Source organism: Pseudomonas sp. BCRC 81390 (assembly GCF_030341915.1).
Lineage (GTDB): Bacteria > Pseudomonadota > Gammaproteobacteria > Pseudomonadales > Pseudomonadaceae > Aquipseudomonas.
Genome location: NZ_JATAAG010000063.1, coordinates 331,475 through 348,516, shown reverse-complemented (window position 1 = coordinate 348,516; position 17,042 = coordinate 331,475). Strand labels below are relative to the sequence as shown.

The window sequence follows — 17,042 nt, the reverse complement described above, 5'->3', positions numbered from 1 at the left end:
GGACCCTGGTAACAGGAGAACCGCTATGGATGGAATCGGGCCGCGGTTGCGGAAGGAACGTGAGCGCCTGGGCATGACCCAGCGGGCGTTTGGCGAAATCGGTGGGGTCGAACCCAACGCCCAGGGCAAGTACGAGAGTGGCGAACGCACGCCGCGGCTCGATTACCTGGCGGCATTGGCGGCCCAGGGCGTGGATGCCTTGTATGTGCTCAACGGCACGCGCACCCCGGCTGCACTGGAGGGGCTGAGCATGGATGAGGCCGGTTTGCTGGCAGCTTTCCGGCAGTTGTCGGGCGAGGATCAGGCAGCACTTTGGCACTTGATGGGGCGTTTGACCCACCATGCCAGGCCACGGCAGACAGTAAGACCGTTCAGCGCAGAAGCTCAGTCGTTTCTGACAGAAGGAATGCGTTAGGCCCGCCATGAAAAATTTTGTTAAGGTGGCGGGATCCAATCGCCCTGCTGACGAGGTGTGTGCTTGATTAGGGTCCTAGTGGTTGACGATCACGATCTGGTACGAACCGGTATTACCCGCATGCTGGCCGACATCGACGGCCTGCAGGTGGTGGGTGAGGGGGACTCCGGCGAGTCAGCACTCAAGCTGGCCCGCGAGCTGAAGCCGGACGTGGTGCTGATGGACGTGAAAATGCCTGGCATCGGCGGCCTCGAGGCCACCCGCAAGTTGCTGCGCAGCCACCCGGACATCAAGGTAGTCGCTGTGACCGTCTGTGAGGAAGACCCGTTCCCCACACGCCTGTTGCAGGCCGGCGCCGCCGGCTACCTGACCAAGGGCGCCGGCCTTGACGAAATGGTCCAGGCCATCCGCCTGGCCTTCGCCGGCCAGCGCTACATCAGCCCGCAGATCGCCCAGCAACTGGCGCTGAAACCCTTCCAGCCACAGGGCTCGCCGTTCGATGCCCTGTCGGAACGGGAAATCCAGATTGCCCTGATGATCGTCGGCTGCCAGAAAGTGCAGATCATCTCCGACAAGTTGTGCCTGTCGCCCAAGACCGTCAATACTTACCGGTATCGGATCTTTGAAAAACTCTCGGTCACCAGCGACGTCGAACTGACCTTGCTGGCCGTTCGCCACGGTATGGTCGACGCAAGCCTGTAGAACCTCATGTCCCAAGTTTTCGATGCCAGCGCTTTCCTGGCGACCTGCAGCGGTCGCCCGGGCGTCTACCGGATGTTCGATGGCGAAGCTCGCCTGCTTTACGTAGGCAAGGCCAAGAACCTCAAGAAGCGCCTGGCCAGCTATTTCCGCAAGACCGGCCTGGCACCGAAGACCGCCGCGCTGGTGGCGCGCATCGCCCAGGTCGAAACCACCATCACCGCCAACGAAACCGAGGCGCTGCTGCTGGAGCAGAACCTGATCAAGGAGTGGCGGCCGCCGTACAACATCCTGTTGCGCGACGATAAATCCTACCCCTACGTGTTTCTTTCCGACGGTGAATTTCCGCGCCTGGGCATTCACCGCGGGGCGAAGAAGGCCAAGGGCCGCTACTTTGGCCCGTACCCCAGCGCCGGCGCCATACGCGAGAGCCTCAGCCTGCTGCAAAAGGCCTTTTCCGTGCGCCAGTGCGAAGACAGCTACTACGCCAACCGCACCCGGCCGTGCCTGCAGTACCAGATCAAGCGCTGCAAAGGGCCGTGCACCGGGCTGGTAGGCGCCGAGGAGTATGCTGAAGACGTGCGTCACTCGGTGATGTTCCTCGAGGGCCGCAGCCAGCAGCTGGGCAACGAGCTGAATGCCGAAATGGAGAAGGCCGCCATGGCCCTCAACTTCGAGAAGGCCGCCGAGCTGCGTGACCAGATCGCCCTGTTGCGCCGGGTCCAGGACCAGCAATACATCGAAGGCGGCAGTGGTGACGTCGACGTCGTCGCCGCCTTCGTCAACCCCGGCGGTGCCTGCGTGCACCTGATCAGCGTGCGTAGCGGGCGGGTGCTGGGCAGCAAGAACTTCTTCCCGCAGGTAGGCATCGAGGAGGAGGTGGCCGAAGTGATGGCCGCGTTCCTTGCCCAGTACTACCTGGGCAATGCCGAGCGCGAACTGCCCGGCGAGCTGATCGTCAACGTGGTGCATGAAGACTTCGCGGCCATCGGCGAAGCCCTGCAGACCCTGCGTGGCCGCGAACTGGCCATCAGCCACCGCGTGCGCGGCACCCGCGCCCGCTGGCAGCAGCTGGCGGTGACCAACGCCGAGCAGGCCCTCAATGCGCGCCTGGCCAACCGCCAGCACATGGCCGCCCGCTTCGAAGCGCTGGCCGAGGTGCTGGGCCTGGACGAAGTGCCGCAGCGCCTGGAGTGCTACGACATCAGCCATTCCAGCGGCGAGGCCACCGTGGCCAGCTGCGTGGTGTTCGGCCCGGAAGGCCCGTTGAAGTCCGACTACCGCCGTTTCAACATCGAAGGCGTCACCGCCGGCGACGACTACGCCGCCATGCACCAGGCGCTGACCCGCCGCTACGGGCGCATTCGCGACGGCGAGGGCAAGCTGCCCGACGTGCTGCTTGTAGACGGTGGCAAAGGCCAGCTGAACATGGCCCGCGACGTCATGCAGGAGCTGGGCTTTACCGACCTGACCCTGCTCGGCGTGGCCAAGGGCGTAACGCGCAAGGCCGGCTTCGAAACCCTGTACCTGAATGATGTGCATCACGAATTCACCCTCAAGGGCGATTCACCGGCGTTGCACCTGATCCAGCAGATCCGCGACGAAGCGCACCGTTTCGCCATTACCGGCCACCGCGCACGGCGTGGCAAGGCGCGGCGGGTGTCCAGCCTGGAGGATGTGGCCGGGGTAGGGCCCAAGCGCCGCCGCGACCTGCTGAAACATTTCGGCGGCCTGCAGGAACTCAACCGCGCCAGTGTCGACGAAATTGCCAAGGCCCCCGGCATCAGTAAAAAGCTTGCCGAGTCGATTTATGCCAGCCTGCATAGCGAGTAGAATGCCGGGCTCAACTTGCCGCCAGTCGTACCGATGAATATTCCAAACCTGCTCACCGTTCTGCGCGTCCTGCTCATCCCGATTTTCATCCTGCTGTTCTACCTGCCGTACCACTGGAGCTACATGGCTGCCAGCAGCGTGTTCGCCGTCGCCGCCGCTACCGACTGGCTGGATGGTTACCTGGCGCGTCGCCTGCAGCAGAGCACGCCGTTCGGCGCCTTCCTCGACCCGGTGGCCGACAAGCTGATGGTGGCGGTGGCGCTGGTGCTGCTGGTGCAGACCCACGCCAATTTCTGGCTGACCCTGCCGGCGGCAGTCATCATCGGCCGCGAGATCGTGGTCTCGGCATTGCGCGAGTGGATGGCCGAACTGGGGGCACGGGCGCAGGTGGCGGTGTCCAACCTGGGCAAGTGGAAGACTGCCGCGCAAATGCTGGCCCTGGTGATCCTGCTGGCCAACCCGCCGGCTGTGACCTTCTGGGTCATCCTCGGCTACGCACTGCTGTTGGTGGCGGCGGGGCTGACGCTGTGGTCGATGGTGCACTACCTACTGGCCGCCTGGCCGCACCTGCGTGAAGGCTCGGAACGGAAATAAAAAGTTTTTTGAATCAAGGGGTTGACGCCATTTTGGAAATCGCTAGAATGGCACCCATCACGACGCGGGAATAGCTCAGTTGGTAGAGCACGACCTTGCCAAGGTCGGGGTCGCGAGTTCGAGTCTCGTTTCCCGCTCCAAATATCGGTCTACAGAGTTCCATGGAAGTCTGTAGGTCATTGAAAAAAGACGCTTAGGCGTCTTTTTTCGTTTCAGTCAAAGCCGCTTCGTTCCATGGGCATCCGGGCTTTTATGGTCCAGAAATCAGTCCATGAAATCCGGGCTTCCACCGTGGCGGGTTGTTGCTGGAGAGAAGCGTCCAGCGTTACGAGCATCTAGCCCTGAAATTCGTGTTCAGGCGCTCGTACTGGGCACTCTCCGGATGCAACTGTTCGCCAGGCCAAGGCACCGCAAAGAGTATACCCTCGGCGATAGTGACGGTGTGTCACCTGGCGATCACCTTGGCTGCACAGGCTGTTCGCAAACGCTGCGCACAACCTGTGGTAGCGGGGTCACCCGCGAACACCGGCTAAGCCGGTGCCATCCCAGCCTGACCCGCAACGACTGGCTGCGCTACAACCACGCCTTGATCTGCTTCGACACCGCGTCGGTGGAAATTCCGTAGCGGTCATGCAGTGTCGGTAGCGCGCCCGCATCGAGAAACGCATCCGGCAGTGCGATCTGGCGGAAGGTGGGCGTGACCCCGTTACGCAACAGCACGCCCGCCACCGCCTCGCCGAGGCCACCGATGATCGAATGGTTTTCCGCCGTGACCACCAGGCGCCCAGGCTTGCGTGCCTCGGCGAGGAGGGTCTGTTCATCCAGCGGCTTGATGGTCGGCACGTGCAGTACCGACACATCCACGCCATCCTTGTGCAACTGCTCTGCAGCTTCCAGGGCACGCATGGTCATCAGGCCGCTGGCGATCAGCAACACGTCGCGGCCACCACGCAGCACCTGGGCCTTGCCCAGCTGGAAGCGGTAGTCGTAGCGATCCAGCACCAACGGTACGTTGCCGCGCAGCAGGCGCATGTACACCGGCCCCTGGTGGGCGGCGATCGCCGGCACGGCCTGTTCGATTTCCAGCGCATCACAGGGGTCGACGATCATCAGGTTGGGCATCGCCCGGAAGATCGCCAGGTCATCCGTGGCCTGGTGGCTCGGGCCATAACCGGTCGTCAGGCCAGGCAAACCGCAGACGATCTTGACGTTGAGGTTTTCTTCGGCGATCGCCATGCAGATGAAGTCATAAGCCCGACGCGAAGCGAATACCGCATAGGTAGTGGCGAAGGGGGTCATGCCTTCGCGGGCCATGCCAGCGGCAGCGCTCATCAGCAACTGCTCGGCCATGCCCATCTGGTAGAACCGCTCGGGGTGGGCTTTGGCAAAGATGTGCAAGTCGGTGTACTTGGACAGGTCGGCACTGAGCCCGACGATATCCTGGCGTTGCTCGGCCAGGCTGGCCAGGGCGTGGCCGAACGGGGCAGGGCGGGTTGGCTGACCTTCGGCGGCAATCGAGGCGATCATGGCCGAGGTGGTCAGGCGTTTCTTCGGTGAATTTACTGTGCTCATGCTTGGCTCCCGGCGTCCAGCGCCTCCAGGGCGAGATCCCATTCGTTTTCATCGACGCGAATGAAGTGCGTCTTGTCGCGGTTTTCCAGGAACGGCACACCTTTGCCCATGCGCGTGTCACAGATGATTACCCGCGGTTGTGCCGCCGGGTGGGCGCGGGCCTGGTCGAAGGCGCTGACCAGCGCATCCAGGTCGTTGCCATCCACGCGCTGCACGAACCAGCCAAACGCTTGCCAACGCTCGACAATCGGCTCGAAGGCCAGCACTTCGCTGGAGTGGCCATCGGCTTGTTGATTGTTCACATCGATGATCGCGATCAGGTTGTCCAGGCGCCAATGGCTGGCCGACATCGCCGCCTCCCAGGTCGAACCCTCGTTCAGTTCGCCATCGGACAGCAGGTTGTACACCCAGCTGTCCGAACCTTTGCGCTTGAGCCCGAGGCAGGCGCCGACCGCGATGCCCAGCCCGTGACCCAGCGAACCGCCGGTGATTTCCATGCCGGGGGTATAGGCCGCCATGCCCGACATGGGCAGGCGGCTATCGTCGCTGCCGTAGGTTTCCAGCTCCTCTTCGGGAATCACGCCGGCCTCGATCAGTGCGGCGTAGAGGGCGATCGCGTAATGCCCGATGGACAGGTAGAAGCGGTCGCGCCGCTCCCACTCTGGGTTGCCGGGGTCGATACGCAGCGCGTGGAAGTACGCGACGGCCAGCAGGTCGGCAGCGCCCAGGGCCTGGCCAACATAGCCCTGGCCCTGGACCTGGCCCATGCGCAATGCATGGCGGCGGATATTGCGGGCGCGCACAGCCAGTGGCAGCGCCTCGTTGGTGGAAGGCACAGCAGTCATGGGGGTGACTCCTTTTTTCGAATCAGCGATTGACCAGATGAGCCGGTACTCGCGACACCAGGAAGGCGCCAAGGATGAGCACGGCGGTGATGAGATACATACCGATGGCGTTGCTGCCCAAGGTGGTGGTAACCCAGCCGATCAGGTACGGCGAGCAGAACCCGGCGAGGTTGGCAAAACTGTTCACTGCGGCGATGCCGGCTGCTGCCGAAACCCCGCCCAGCAGCGTGGTAGGCAACATCCAGAACAGCGAGGAAGCGGACAGCACCCCGGCCGCAGCCAGGCACAGGCTGAGGATCGACAGGGTCAGGCTGCTGCCCAGCGCGGCGGCGAGGCTCAAGCCCAGGGCGCCGATCAGCATGGGGATCGCCAGGTGCCAGCGGCGCTCACGGTGGCGGTCGCCACTGCGTCCGGCCAGCAGCATCGCGACGATGGCGCACAGGTACGGCAGGCTGGTCAGCAGGCCGATGTGCAAGGGCTCGCTGACACCGGCATTGCGCACCAGCGTAGGCAGCCAGAAGGTGATCGCGTACTGGCCCATCACCACGCAGAAGTAGATGCCGGCCAGCAGCCACAGGCGACGGTCGCGGATGAAATCGGACACCGAACCATGCGTGACCTTGTGTTGCTCGTCTTCGGCCAGTTCCTTGCGCACCAGGGCCTTTTCTTCGTCGCTCAGCCAGTGTGCCTGGTCGACGCCATCCTTCAGGTAGCTCAGCACCAGGATCCCCACCAGCACCGTGGGGATGGCTTCGAGCAGGAACATCCACTGCCAGCCCGCCCAGCCGTGCACGCCGGCAAAGCGTTCCATGATCCAGCCCGACAGCGGGCCGCCGATCATCCCCGAGAGCGGAATGGCGATGAACCACAGCGCAGTCATCTTCGCCCGGCGATAGGAGGGGAACCAGTAGGTCAGGTACAGCAGCAGCCCAGGTGCCAGGCCCGCCTCGGCGATACCCAGCAGGAAGCGCAGGGCATAGAACTGCCAGGCCGTCTCCACCAGGGCGAACATTGCCGAGATGATGCCCCAGGTGATCATGATGCGGGCGATCCAGCGCCGGGCGCCGACCTTGTGCAGGATGATGTTGCTGGGCACCTCGCAGAGGAAGTAGCCGATGAAGAACATGCCGGCACCCAGGCCATAGACCGCTTCGGACAGGGCCAGGTCGTCCATCATCTGCAGCTTGGCGAAGCCGACATTGACCCGGTCGAGGTAGGCACACAGGTAGCAGAGCATGAGAAAGGGCATCAGTCGCCAGGCCGTCTTGCGGTAGGCACTGCTGCGTGCGGCGGACACCGCATCGAGCGCTAGTGTGGTCATTTCGTTCTGATCTCTTGTTGTTATCGAACGCGTGACCTGCGCCGGGCTCGGGCGCCGGTCACGATGCGGCGGATGCTCAGTGGATCAGCATGCCGCCGTTGACATCCAGAGTGATGCCCGTGAGGTAGCTGGACAGGTCACTGGCGAGGAACAATGCCGCATTGGCAACATCGCGGGCCTCGCCCAGGCGCCCCAGCGGGATGCCTTCGATGATGGCGTGACGGCGCTCATCCTGCATCAGGCCGCCCGTGATGTCGGTGTGGATCAGGCCAGGGGTGATCGAATTGACGCGGATGTTATCCGGCCCCAGCTCCCGGGCCATGGCCTTGCCGAGGCCGAGTACGCCAGCCTTCGCGGCGCTGTAATGGGGGCCGCCGAAAATGCCGCCACCGCGTTGTGCAGACACCGACGACAGGCAGATGATGCTGCCGGCCTGCTGCGCACGCATGGTCGGGATGACCGCCTGGGACATCAGCAGCGTGCCGCGCAGGTTCACGTTCAGAATGCGGTCATAATCCGCGCCAGTGATGTCCAGGGTCTTCACTGGCTGGGTGATACCGGCGTTGTTGACCAGCACGTCGATTCGTCCGAACCGGGCCAGCACCTGGGCGATGGCATCACGCACTTGCGCTTCATCGGCAACGTTGGCGGCCAGGCCAATGTGGCCTTCGCCGAGGGAAGCGGCGGCTTCGGCGGCGGCGGCTGCATCAAGGTCGAGAATCGCGACCTTGGCGCCTTGTTCAGCGAACGCCTGGGCAGTCGCGCGGCCGATACCGCGGGCCGAGGCAGCGCCAGTGACGACGGCAAATTTTCCAGTTAACAGCATCGAGAGTGCTCCAGTGATTGTTGTTGTGAGCGGCGGTTCAGGCAGAACCGATAGGCACAGCTTCGTCTCGCTGGGCGGGCCGAGCAACGCTGCCGGTTTCACCCGATGCTGAAAAAAATTCAGCCCTTGGCTTGTGCCTGGGCTCGATGGACGGGTAAAACCCAGGGTACCGCCGCGAACCCTGCAGGAATGCCCATGAGCCTGGACCTTCTCAGAAAGTCCCCGCAAATCCCTTCGCTGAAAGCAATTCAGGCCTTCGAGCAAGTCGCCCGCTTCGGCAACGTTGCCCGGGCCGCCGAGCAGTTGAACCTCACGCCTTCTGCGGTCAGCCATCAGATCGCCAACCTGGAGGCTTTGATTGGGCGACCATTGTTCATTCGCGAGGCACGCGGTGTGGCGCTGACCCCAGCGGGTGAGCAATACCTGCGCGAGGTATCGGGCATCCTGCAGAGCCTGGCCATGGCCACCGAGCGCGCCGGTAACGCCGTGGGCTTCGATTGCCTGCGGCTGCATTCCGCCCCCAGTTTCGGGCTGCTCTGGTTGCTGCCGCGCCTGGACCACTTCCGCAACAGCCACCCGCAAATCCAGATCAATCTGTCCTGCTCGTACGAGTCACTGCACTTCGGCCGTCACCAGATCGACCTGGATATCCGCCATGGCTATCCCAACTGGCCCAGCCTGGAAGTGCGCACCATCCGCCATGAACGCGCCACCGTGCTGGCTTCGCCGCGGCTGCTCGAACGCACACCGGTCAGGCAGCCCAGCGACCTGCTGGGGCAGAACCTGATCCTGTCGGAGGCCGCATTGGTGCAATGGCCGCAGTGGTTCGCCCAGCAAGGGGTAGCCTTGCCGCAAGCGCCGTATGCGCTGAGTTTCGATCGCTCGTACATGAGCCTTGAAGCCGCCAGCCACGGTTACGGGCTGGCGTTGGAGAGTTCGTTGCTGGCGCAGGACTATATTGCCCGTGGCGAGTTGGTGCCGGTATTCGCGCAGGACCTGGCGACCCCGGTCAGTGCTCACCATCTGGTGTTTCCCCGGGGCCATGCCGAAACCCACAGGGTGCGGCAATTTCTCGAATGGATGCAGGGCCAGCTGGGCCATGATTTCAATTATTGAGCGGGGTGGGTGGTTGCGCTGTTGTCGCGAAAGCGCTGACTGCGTCGCAGTGCGTTGATCAGGCGCAAAACCCGAGCACTACCAGCGCCGCTACGCCCAGACCTAGCGCGACCGAGCAGCCGCCCAGCGACAGCGCGGCTCGTCCTTGCCGGTACCAGCCGTCATGCCCCAGTTGCCGTGCCGGTACCAGCAGGCTGCGCCAATGCAGTTCGGTGTCATGAAACGCTTGCAGGTGCGCCGGGTCTGCGTCCAGCCAGCGACGGAAGTCGATGCGCTCGCAGGCGGTCACCTCGGGGTTCTGCAAGCGTACGTACCAATGCCGGGCGATGCTCGCCAGCGCATCGCGGCGTGAGTGGCCGGCTTGCAGGGCCTGGCCCATGTGCCGTTCGATGCTCGCCAGGGGCAGGTCGAGGCGGGCGGCGATGGCGGCGAAGCCCAGCTGGTCCAGGCGGCTGAGCAGGAACACTTGCTGTACGCGCCGTGGCAAATGCCTCAAGGCGTGCAGTAGAGACGCTTCGGTATCGTGCCCCGCAGCCGGGGTTGGGTGCTCGAGCGGTAGTAGCAGGCGGCTCATGGTCAGCTCCTTGCTGGATGGGAGTGGGGGCATCTTCCGTGACGCAACGTCAGCGTAAGTCAAACGATATTGATTCTCAAGTGCTGTTTTCGCAATGTTCTGCAATGAACGTTCACGCCCAGAAACACTTTTGCTACCATGCGCGCCATCACGATCTTCATTAGCCTGAAGAGCCAAAAAAAAGACCCGGCAAAAAAGCCGGGTCCAAAACCGTGATTAGCCTGATGAGGAGATAATCTGAGAGCGACCTAAGCTCCAGGTTATCCAGCTGATCTCGCGATCAGTTGAGTGCAATAATAATCGTTATCATTTGACAGTCAAATGAATTTTTCGCTTATCCGGTAAAAAAGTTTTACCGGTGCGCTTCCTTGTCCCGGCAATCGGGGCCTTTGCCGTTACCGGCCAATCACGTTCTCTCCCTTCTTTATTGCCTAAATGCCTGTTTCCACAGCGCGTTTGTGCTCCAGCAGCGCGCGCGCCATGTCCATCATGTGCATCAGGGCGAAAGTCAGCTCGCGCTGGCTGCCGTGCTGGTGGGTGGCGGTTTCCTGGGCAGTAGCGGCGGCGCAACGTAGCAGGGCGATGGCATGCTCCCGGGCCTGGTCGCCGGTCACGCTTTCGTGCAACGTCCAGATCCGGTTGTCCAGTGTGGAGCGCGGCGGGTTGGGGTTGAGGTAATAGTCGAGCGCGCGGCGGGCGGCTTCGCTGTCGAGATCTGTTTCGTCGTTTTTCGGTGGTTTCATCCTGATACCTGCTCAAGCCAGTAGGAATTGGGGACAGGACGATACTAATACCTTGAGTATTTTCGCGCTTCCGATGAAATAATACTAAATGTTTATTGAGCGCCAGAGGGCAGTCCGTATCGTGCCAGCGATGAACATGGATAAATGGATTGCCCTCGTCCGCGACCGGATGGAGGAGCTAGGGCTCACTCAAGAGCAGCTTGCTGAGCGCGTTGGCGTTTCTCAGGGCAGCGTTGCGCATTGGCTGAACAAGCGGCGTCAACCGAAGATCGAGTCGATGAACCGCACCTTCGTCGAGATCGGCATGCCGCATTATCACGTCAGCCTGCAGCTGCGGATTCAGGGGCAGGTGGGTGAAGAGCGTGGCAGCTACGAGGTGGATGACAGCGAGGACGAGCTGGACCTCATGCAATACATCGTGTGTTTCCGCTACCCGGTGCTGGCCTGGGATGAGCTGGGGACTGCGGAAGAGGCGAAGCCCGGGGTGTTCGAGCAGACGGACTATATCGCCCAAGGCAAGGCGTTCTGGCTGACCGTTGAAAATGACGCGATGAGTGCCAGCAGTGGCCGCAGCGTGCCGCAGGGGATGCGCATGCTGGTGGACCCAGGGTTGGCGGCCGAGGCAGGGCGCCTGGTCATCGCCCGGCAGCCGGGCAAGCCGGCGATCTTCCGTGAGCTGGCGGAAGAGGGCGGGCAGCGGTACCTGAAGGCCTTGAACAGCAACTACCCGGCGTTGTTATGTGAAGAAGGTTGCGAATTTCTGGGTGTGGTCGTGCGGGTGCATGGGGTTTTTTAGGGCTTGAGATTCTGGTGCAGCTGGCGCGTGCCAGGCGTGGTTATTGTGGCGCATTGGAGATCGAGCGCCGCGCGCGCGAGCGCTCGATCTCATAGGCCCCACAAACCTCAAGCCAACTCGGTCACTGCGCCAATTCGACCAGCACCGTCCCTTCGCTGACCATATCGCCTTCCTGGCAGAACAACGCCTGCACCGTGCCGCCATGCGGCGCGCGAATGCTGTGCTCCATCTTCATCGCCTCCAGCACCACCAGCGCCGTCCCCGCTTCCACCCGTTGCCCTGGCTCGACCAGCACCCGCACGATGCTGCCATTCATCGGCGCACCCAAACCGCCCTGATGGCTGTGGCTGGCCTCGGCCTCGGCGATCGGGTCGAAGGCTTCCACTGCATGCATCTCGCCGTCCCAGTGCAGGTACAACGTGCCGCCACGGCGGATCGCCAGATGCTGGCGGCGTACCCCTGCGTGGTCATGCACCAGGTGCTCGCCCAGCAGCTGCCAGGTGGACGCGGCGCTGCGTTCCAGGGCAACCGCCTGATCCTGCCCGTTACTGGCCAGAGGCAGGCTGCTGCGTGCCGGCAGGCCCAGGCGCAGGCCACTGCGCTCGGCCCACGGCGAGCAGCGGTCGTCATCCCGTTGCTGCCCGGCCAGGCCTTGCAGCCAGGCCTCGGCCGCGGCTTCCCAGAAAGCGGCTGGCAACGCCTGGGGCGCGGGCAGCAGAACGTCCTGGTGGCGCGGAATGAAGCCAGTGTCCAGCTCGGCCGTGGCAAACGCCGGGTGCGCAAGAATGCGCCGCAGGAAGGCAATGTTGGTCTTCAACCCGCCAATGGCAAATTCATCGAGCATGGCCAGCAAGCGCAGGCGTGCCTGCTCGCGGTCCTCACCCCAGGCAATCAGCTTGCCCAGCATCGGGTCGTAGAATGGCGATATCGCATCGCCCTCGCTGACGCCACTGTCCACCCGCCGGCCTTCGCCAGGCGCCGACTCACGGTACAGCGCCAGCGTGCCGGTAGCGGGCAGGAATTCGTTGGCCGGGTCCTCGGCGTACAGGCGCACTTCGATGGCATGGCCGATCAGCGGCACTTGTTCCTGGGTGATCGGCAGGGGTTCGCCGCAGGCCACGCGGATCTGCCACGCCACCAGGTCGAGGCCAGTGATGGCCTCGGTAACCGGGTGCTCCACCTGCAGGCGGGTGTTCATCTCCATGAAGAAGAACTCGCCACGGGCGTCGAGCAGGAACTCGACGGTGCCTGCGCCGACATAGCCGATCGCCTGGGCGGCGCGGACCGCCGCCTCGCCCATGGCCCGGCGCAATTCCGGCGACAGGCCAGGCGCAGGCGCTTCTTCAACCACTTTCTGGTGACGGCGCTGGATCGAGCAGTCGCGCTCATTGAGGTACAGGCAGTTGCCGTGCTGGTCGGCGAACACCTGGATTTCCACGTGGCGCGGCTTGAGCACGTACTTTTCCACCAGCATGCGCGCATCGCCGAACGACGATTGCGCCTCGCGCTGGGCTGAGGCCAGGGCGTCGGCCAGCTGGCTTTCCTCCTCGACCACTTTCATGCCCTTGCCACCACCGCCGGCACTGGCCTTGAGCAGCACCGGGTAGCCGATGCGTTCGGCGGCGGCGCGGAAGGTGTCGAGGTCCTGGGCTTCGCCGTGGTAACCCGGCACCAGCGGCACGCCAGCGGCTTCCATCAGCGCCTTGGCCGCCGACTTGCTGCCCATGGCATCGATGGCGCTGGCCGGTGGGCCGAGGAAGATCAGCCCGGCGTCTTCGATGGCACGGGCAAAGCCTGCGTTTTCCGACAAGAAGCCATAGCCGGGGTGAATGGCCTGGGCGCCGCTGGCCTTGGCGGCGGCGAGAATCTTGTCGACCACCAGGTAGCTGTCGGCCGCCTTGCTGCCGCCGAGGTCGACGCGGATATCGGCTTCGCGGCTGTGTCGGGCGTCACGGTCGGTGGCGCTGTGCACGGCGACGGTGGTCAGGCCCATGGCCTTGGCGGTGCGCATCACCCGGCAGGCGATTTCGCCGCGGTTGGCGACCAGCAGGGTGGTCAAAGTGGGGCGGCTCATGGGCGCGGCTCCTTCTTGTCATCGGTTTGCCAGGCGGGGCGGCGTTTCTCCAGGAAGGCGCGCAGGCCCTCCTGGCCTTCGGCGCTGACGCGGATGCGGGCAATGGTGTTTTCGCAGTAGCGGCGCAGGGCCGGACTGAGTTCACCGGCGTCCACTTCGCGCAACAGGTCCTTGGTGGCGCGCAGCGCTTGCGGGCTGTTCTGCAGCAGGTTGGCGACCCAGGCTTCGACTTGGGCGTCCAGCTCGCTGGCTGGGTACACCTCGGCCAGCAGGCCCAGTTCGCGCGCTCGCACGCCACTGAAACGTTCGGCGGTGAGGGCGTAGCGGCGTGCGGCGCGTTCACCGATGGCCTTGACCACGAACGGGCTGATCACCGCCGGGGCCAGGCCGATGCGCACTTCCGACAGGCACAGCTGGGCATCTTCGGCGCCGATGGCCATGTCGCAGCAGCTGATCAGGCCGAGTGCGCCACCAAAGGCGGCGCCTTGGACCACGGCCAGGGTCGGTACCTTGAGGCGGTGCAGGGCGTACATCAGCTCGCCCAGCTCGCGGGCGTCGTCCAGGTTGGTGTTGAAGTCCAGTTGCGCCGACTGCTGCATCCAGGCCAGGTCGGCGCCGGCGCTGAAGTGCCGGCCACGGCCGCGCAGCAGCACAAAGCGCAGGCTGGCGTCCTCGGCCAGCTGGTCGAGGGCGACGATCAGCTCGCGGATCATCAAGGCGTTGAAAGCGTTGTTCTTGTCCTCGCGGCTCAGCCACAGGGTGGCGAAACCGCGCGGGTCGCGAATCACTTCGAGGGTGCTGAAATCGCTCATGGGTCACATCCGGAAAATGCCGAAGCGGCTCGGTTCGATCGCTGCGTTCAACGCGGCCGACAAGGCCAGGCCGAGCACGTCGCGGGTCTGCGCCGGGTCGATGACGCCGTCGTCCCACAGGCGGGCGCTGGAGTAGTAGGGGTGGCCCTGGTGCTCGTACTGGTCGAGAATCGGTTGCTTGAGCCTGGCTTCGTCTTCGGCGCTGAACGGCTGGCCACTGCGCTCGCTCTGCTCGCGCTTGACCTGGGCCAGCACGCCGGCAGCCTGCTCGGCACCCATCACGCCAATCCGCGCGTTGGGCCACATCCACAGGAAGCGGGGGTCGTAGGCGCGGCCGCACATGCCGTAGTTACCGGCACCGAAGCTGCCGCCAATGATCACCGTGAACTTCGGCACCTGGGCGCAGGCCACCGCGGTGACCAGCTTGGCGCCGTGCTTGGCGATGCCGCCTTCCTCGTACTTCTTGCCGACCATGAAACCGGTGATGTTCTGCAGGAACAGCAACGGGATGCCGCGCTGGCAGGCCAGTTCGATGAAGTGCGCGCCTTTCTGCGCGGCTTCGGCGAAAAGGATGCCGTTGTTGGCCAGGATCGCCACCGGGTAGCCGTGCAGGTGGGCGAAGCCGCACACCAGGGTGGTGCCGAACAGCGCCTTGAATTCATCGAACAGCGAGCCGTCGACCAGCCGCGCGATCACCTCACGCACGTCGAACGGCTGCTTGGCATCGGCCGGCACCACGCCGTACAGCTCCTCGGCGGCATACAGCGGTGCCACCGGCGCCTGGCGCTGCAACTGGCCCAGCTTGCGCCAGTTGAGGTTGGCCACGCTGCGCCGGGCCAAGGCCAGGGCGTGCTCGTCGTTGTCGGCATAGTGGTCGGCCACGCCGCTGGTGCGGCAGTGCACATCGGCGCCGCCGAGGTCTTCTGCGCTCACCACTTCACCGGTGGCGGCCTTTACCAGCGGTGGGCCGGCAAGGAAGATGGTGGCCTGCTGGCGCACCATGATCGCTTCGTCGGCCATGGCTGGCACGTAGGCACCGCCGGCCGTGCACGAGCCCATGACCACGGCGATCTGCGGGATGCCCAGGGCACTCATGTTGGCCTGGTTGAAGAAGATCCGCCCGAAATGGTCGCGGTCGGGGAACACTTCGTCCTGGCGCGGCAGGTTGGCGCCGCCGGAGTCCACCAGGTAGATGCACGGCAGGCGGTTCTGCAGGGCAATGGTCTGCGCGCGCAGGTGTTTCTTTACCGTCAGTGGGTAGTAGGAACCGCCTTTGACCGTGGCGTCGTTGGCCACGATCATGCATTCCACGCCTTCGACGCGGCCGATGCCGGCGATCACGCCGGCAGCCGGCACGTCTTCGCCATACACCTCATGGGCGGCCAGCTGGCCGATCTCGAGGAATGGCGAGCCGGGGTCCAGCAGGCGGTCGATGCGTTCGCGCGGCAGCAGCTTGCCGCGTGAGGTGTGGCGTTCCTGGGCCTTGGGCCCGCCGCCCTGGGCCACCTGGGCGAGCAGGCCACGCAGGGCCTGGACCTGTTCGAGCATGGCCGCGCGGTTGCCGGCGAACTCCGCCGAACGCGGGTTGATCTGGGTATGCAAGGTAGCCATGTGCGCCCGTCCCTTGTGCTCAGCGGGTTTCGTTGAACAGTTCGCGGCCGATCAGCATCCGGCGGATTTCGCTGGTGCCGGCACCGATCTCGTACAGCTTGGCGTCGCGCAGCAGGCGGCCTGCCGGGAATTCGTTGATGTAGCCGTTGCCACCCAGAATCTGGATCGCCTCCAGCGCCATCTGCGTGGCGCGCTCGGCGGTGTAGAGGATGACCCCGGCAGCGTCCTTGCGGGTGGTCTCGCCACGGTCACAGGCCTGCGCCACGGCATACAGGTAGGCGCGGCTGGCGTTGAGCTGGGTATACATGTCGGCAATCTTGCCCTGGATCAGCTGGAACTCGCCGATGCTCTGGCCGAACTGCTTGCGGTCGTGGATGTACGGCACCACCAGGTCCATGCAGCTTTGCATGATCCCGGTCGGCCCGCCCGACAGCACCACGCGTTCGTAGTCCAGGCCGCTCATCAGCACGCGCACACCGCCGTTGAGCTGGCCGAGGATGTTTTCTTCGGGCACTTCGACGCCGTCGAAGAACAGCTCGCAAGTGTTGGAGCCGCGCATGCCCAGCTTGTCGAACTTGTTGCTGCGGCTGAAGCCTTTCCAGTCACGCTCGACGATGAATGCGGTGATGCCGTGCGCGCCCTTGTCCAGGTCGGTCTTGGCATAGATCACATAGGTGTTGGCGTCGGGGCCGTTGGTGATCCAGGTCTTGCTGCCGTTGAGCACGTAGTGGTCGCCGCGCTTTTCCGCGCGCAGCTTCATCGACACCACGTCGGAGCCGGCGTTGGGCTCGCTCATGGCCAAGGCGCCGATGTGCTCGCCGCTGATCAGCTTGGGCAGGTACTTGAGCTTCTGTTGGTGGCTGCCATTGCGGTTGATCTGGTTGACGCAGAGGTTGGAGTGGGCGCCGTAGGACAGCGCCACCGAGGCCGAGCCACGGCTGATTTCTTCCATCGACACCACGTGGGCCAGGTAGCCCAGGCCGGCACCGCCGTATTCTTCCGGCACGGTAATGCCCAGCAGGCCCATGTCACCGAACTTGCGCCACATGTCGGCGGGGAACAGGTTGTCGTGGTCGATCTGCGCGGCGCGTGGCGCCAGTTCGGCGGCGACGAAGGTGCGGACCTGGTCGCGGAGCATGTCGATGGTTTCGCCCAGGGCGAAGTTCAGGGTGGGGTAATGCATGCTGGGGCACCTTGTTGTTCTTGAAATA

16 protein-coding genes and 1 tRNA gene are annotated in these 17,042 nt (G+C 64.1%); 7 read left to right on the top strand and 10 right to left on the bottom strand.

Features of this window, described 5'->3' with window-relative positions:
- Positions 1-25 precede the first annotated feature (25 nt).
- From QSV36_RS16390 to QSV36_RS16370, 5 genes are all read left to right on the top strand, one after another.
- Complete coding sequence (locus tag QSV36_RS16390; protein WP_289133293.1) at positions 26-415, top strand: helix-turn-helix domain-containing protein; 390 nt, start codon at positions 26-28, stop codon at positions 413-415.
- 63 nt (positions 416-478) lie between these two features.
- Positions 479-1,117, top strand: coding sequence for a response regulator transcription factor GacA (gene gacA, locus QSV36_RS16385; RefSeq protein WP_003251380.1), 639 nt, complete (start codon positions 479-481; stop codon positions 1,115-1,117).
- Between the two features lie 6 nt (positions 1,118-1,123).
- Positions 1,124-2,947 (top strand): excinuclease ABC subunit UvrC, encoded by a 1,824-nt coding sequence (gene uvrC, locus QSV36_RS16380; protein WP_289133291.1) that lies wholly within the window; start codon positions 1,124-1,126, stop codon positions 2,945-2,947.
- Between the two features lie 33 nt (positions 2,948-2,980).
- Positions 2,981-3,541 carry a CDP-diacylglycerol--glycerol-3-phosphate 3-phosphatidyltransferase gene (pgsA, locus tag QSV36_RS16375; RefSeq protein ID WP_289133290.1) on the top strand — a complete coding sequence of 187 codons (561 nt, stop codon included), beginning with the start codon at positions 2,981-2,983 and terminating at the stop codon, positions 3,539-3,541.
- A 64-nt stretch (positions 3,542-3,605) separates the two neighbouring features.
- Positions 3,606-3,681: transfer RNA gene (locus QSV36_RS16370), tRNA-Gly, on the top strand.
- A gap of 433 nt (positions 3,682-4,114) precedes the next feature.
- Here the strand turns inward: QSV36_RS16370 and QSV36_RS16365 are convergent.
- The 4 genes from QSV36_RS16365 to QSV36_RS16350 all read right to left on the bottom strand — a co-directional run bounded on the left by QSV36_RS16365 (position 4,115) and on the right by QSV36_RS16350 (position 8,105).
- Entirely contained in the window at positions 4,115-5,113 is a 999-nt protein-coding gene (locus tag QSV36_RS16365) for a transketolase family protein (protein WP_289133288.1), read from the bottom strand.
- On the bottom strand, positions 5,110-5,958 hold the full coding sequence (locus tag QSV36_RS16360; protein ID WP_289133286.1) for a transketolase: 849 nt from the start codon (positions 5,956-5,958) through the stop codon (positions 5,110-5,112). The genes QSV36_RS16365 and QSV36_RS16360 overlap by 4 nt, the downstream gene beginning before the upstream one ends.
- A 22-nt stretch (positions 5,959-5,980) precedes the next feature.
- Positions 5,981-7,279 carry an MFS transporter gene (locus QSV36_RS16355; protein WP_289133284.1) on the bottom strand — a complete coding sequence of 433 codons (1,299 nt, stop codon included), beginning with the start codon at positions 7,277-7,279 and terminating at the stop codon, positions 5,981-5,983.
- Between the two features lie 76 nt (positions 7,280-7,355).
- Positions 7,356-8,105, bottom strand: a complete 750-nt coding sequence (locus QSV36_RS16350; protein WP_289133282.1) for an SDR family NAD(P)-dependent oxidoreductase — start codon at positions 8,103-8,105, stop codon at positions 7,356-7,358.
- Positions 8,106-8,300: 195 nt separating this feature from the next.
- Here QSV36_RS16350 and QSV36_RS16345 point away from each other — a divergent pair, with 195 nt between their 5' ends.
- On the top strand, positions 8,301-9,221 hold the full coding sequence (locus tag QSV36_RS16345; protein ID WP_289133280.1) for a LysR substrate-binding domain-containing protein: 921 nt from the start codon (positions 8,301-8,303) through the stop codon (positions 9,219-9,221).
- A 58-nt stretch (positions 9,222-9,279) separates the two neighbouring features.
- Here QSV36_RS16345 and QSV36_RS16340 read toward each other — a convergent pair whose 3' ends face one another.
- Positions 9,280-9,795, bottom strand: a complete 516-nt coding sequence (locus QSV36_RS16340; protein ID WP_289133278.1) for a DUF4880 domain-containing protein — start codon at positions 9,793-9,795, stop codon at positions 9,280-9,282.
- A gap of 431 nt (positions 9,796-10,226) precedes the next feature.
- Complete coding sequence (locus QSV36_RS16335; RefSeq protein WP_289133276.1) at positions 10,227-10,538, bottom strand: DUF6124 family protein; 312 nt, start codon at positions 10,536-10,538, stop codon at positions 10,227-10,229.
- A gap of 88 nt (positions 10,539-10,626) precedes the next feature.
- Here QSV36_RS16335 and QSV36_RS16330 point away from each other — a divergent pair, with 88 nt between their 5' ends.
- On the top strand, positions 10,627-11,334 hold the full coding sequence (locus tag QSV36_RS16330; RefSeq protein ID WP_289133275.1) for a LexA family transcriptional regulator: 708 nt from the start codon (positions 10,627-10,629) through the stop codon (positions 11,332-11,334).
- A gap of 121 nt (positions 11,335-11,455) precedes the next feature.
- On the opposite strand, the gene QSV36_RS16325 is transcribed toward QSV36_RS16330, so the two are convergent.
- From QSV36_RS16325 to QSV36_RS16310, 4 genes are read right to left on the bottom strand one after another with little or no spacing between them, the layout of a single operon-like run.
- Complete coding sequence (locus tag QSV36_RS16325; RefSeq protein WP_289133273.1) at positions 11,456-13,408, bottom strand: acetyl/propionyl/methylcrotonyl-CoA carboxylase subunit alpha; 1,953 nt, start codon at positions 13,406-13,408, stop codon at positions 11,456-11,458.
- Complete coding sequence (locus QSV36_RS16320; RefSeq protein WP_289133271.1) at positions 13,405-14,220, bottom strand: gamma-carboxygeranoyl-CoA hydratase; 816 nt, start codon at positions 14,218-14,220, stop codon at positions 13,405-13,407. Before QSV36_RS16320 ends, QSV36_RS16325 begins: the two co-directional genes overlap by 4 nt.
- Before the next feature lie 3 nt (positions 14,221-14,223).
- Positions 14,224-15,831: a carboxyl transferase domain-containing protein gene (locus QSV36_RS16315; RefSeq protein ID WP_289133269.1), complete on the bottom strand. Its 1,608-nt coding sequence runs from the start codon at positions 15,829-15,831 to the stop codon at positions 14,224-14,226.
- Between the two features lie 19 nt (positions 15,832-15,850).
- The gene (locus QSV36_RS16310) at positions 15,851-17,014 is read right to left on the bottom strand and encodes an isovaleryl-CoA dehydrogenase (protein WP_289133267.1); all 1,164 of its coding nucleotides are present in this window, start codon (positions 17,012-17,014) and stop codon (positions 15,851-15,853) included.
- Between the last annotated feature and the right edge of the window lie 28 nt (positions 17,015-17,042).